The 1,682-nt window shown below is 54.2% G+C and carries 1 protein-coding gene and 1 pseudogene; both read right to left on the bottom strand.

Translation table 11 applies throughout. From position 1 onward, the window contains the following. Nucleotides 1–1,343 (bottom strand): amidase (locus tag RMO15_RS28715; RefSeq protein WP_309721130.1); only part of this gene is annotated, 1,343 nt, incomplete at its 3' end. 4 nt (nucleotides 1,344–1,347) lie between these two features. Continuing rightward, nucleotides 1,348–1,682, bottom strand: a pseudogene (locus tag RMO15_RS28710) (gfo/Idh/MocA family oxidoreductase); the annotation flags it as partial.

Below are 1,682 nucleotides of genomic sequence, written 5' to 3'. Positions count from 1 at the left end.
GGATCGGACGCGAGCCAGGCGGGACCGCCGGTGGGAGCGATGAGGGCGTCAAGTTTGTGCGCGTTCATCACCGCATCAATGCCCTCTTTCCGAGAGAGTCTGTGGTTCTTCTTCAGCGCGTCAAGATATTTTTTATCGGTCAGCGGCCCTTTTTCCTGCGCCTGCAAAAAGAGCTCCTGACCAAAGAAGGGCATCTCGATATCCTTATATTTTTCATTCAATCGAATGAGATCGGCGAGACTCTTCGCTTCGAGATTCTTGCCTGCCAGATACTTGTTGATATCTGCCTTGAACTCATAGAGCAACACTTCGGTTTCGGTGTCGTCATACTTGCCATGAGACGGCAGATCAGCAGAGTCCACGATGATTGCCCCCAATTTCTTGAGCGTAACAATCGCATCGTGCATGATCGCATCGACCTTTGCGTTGAATCCAAAAAACTTGCGTGCAACCCCAATTCGAGCTCCCTTGAGCCCTTTTGGACTCAGGAACTGGGTGTAGTCGGCATGCCCTTTGAATCCAGCCGTACCGACATTTGCGAGGGCTCCCAACAGAATGGCGGCATCCCGCACGGTCCGAGTCATCGGCCCTGCAGTGTCTTGACTATGCGAGAGGGGAATAATTCCGGCCCCAGAAATCAGGCCAAGCGTGGGTTTGATTCCAACAAGCCCGTTGTTGGTCGAAGGACAGACGATCGACCCATCGGTTTCGGTTCCAACCGCAACCGTGCAAAGGCTTGCGGCCGCCGCGACTCCTGAGCCCGAACTGCTTCCGCAAGGATTTCGATCAAGAGCATAGGGGTTCTTGGTCTGCCCACCACGCCCGCTCCAGCCGCTACTCGAATGGGTCGAGCGGAAGTTGGCCCACTCGCTTAAATTGGTTTTGCCAAGAATCACCGCACCGGCCTGACGCAAACGAGTAACCAAGGCTGCATCCCGGGTAGCAATGTTTTTTTCTAGAAGGATCGACCCAGCGGTCGTCTTCATTCGGTCTCCGGTTTCAATATTGTCTTTGACCAAAACTGCAATTCCGTGCATCGGGCCACGGAGTAAGCCAGCTGAACGTTCTGTATCTAGTTTTTCGGCTAGTGCAATCGCGTCTGGGTTAATCTCGATCACCGACCTCAAATGAGGGCCACTGCGATCAATCTCCTCGATTCGGTCCAGATACTTCTGCGTGATTGAGCGGGAGGTTTCTTTGCCCGATTTCATCGCCTTCTGTAAGTCGGCAATCGTCGCTTCATCGAGTTCAAAACTGGAGACGCGACTTTCTGCCCGCAAGGGCTTACTGGCCAAGGCGATTCCGCCGAGAACACTTGCTTGTAGAAAGTCGCGTCGATCCATTAGGTTAGAGAGTCCAGTTCTTACGATAAGTGGGCCGGATGAGCGCGTCGTATTCGTTTGATCCTTTCACTCTCATGCTCCTGGAATCCCATTCGAGTCGAGGACCATTCGCCCAGATCGCGAGGTTGCCAAGCAGAACCGTCTCGGTGAGCGGACCGGAGTAGTCGGGGAAGTTCGAGCGAGCGGGCTGCCCACCCAGGGCTGCACGAGCAAACTCTGCCATGTGCCCAGGAGATACATCGACCTCGACGTCCGGAATCTTCGCACCGCTGAGGAGTTTAAAGTTTGTGTTCGACTCGTCCAGGGTGTAAACGGTGTCCTTCTCGCAGACCACGATTG

The sequence above is a fragment of the Armatimonas sp. genome (assembly GCF_031410135.1).
GTDB lineage: Bacteria > Armatimonadota > Armatimonadia > Armatimonadales > Armatimonadaceae > Armatimonas.
The sequence above is the reverse complement of the archived record's forward strand: the minus strand, read 5'-3'. Positions and strand labels throughout refer to the sequence as shown.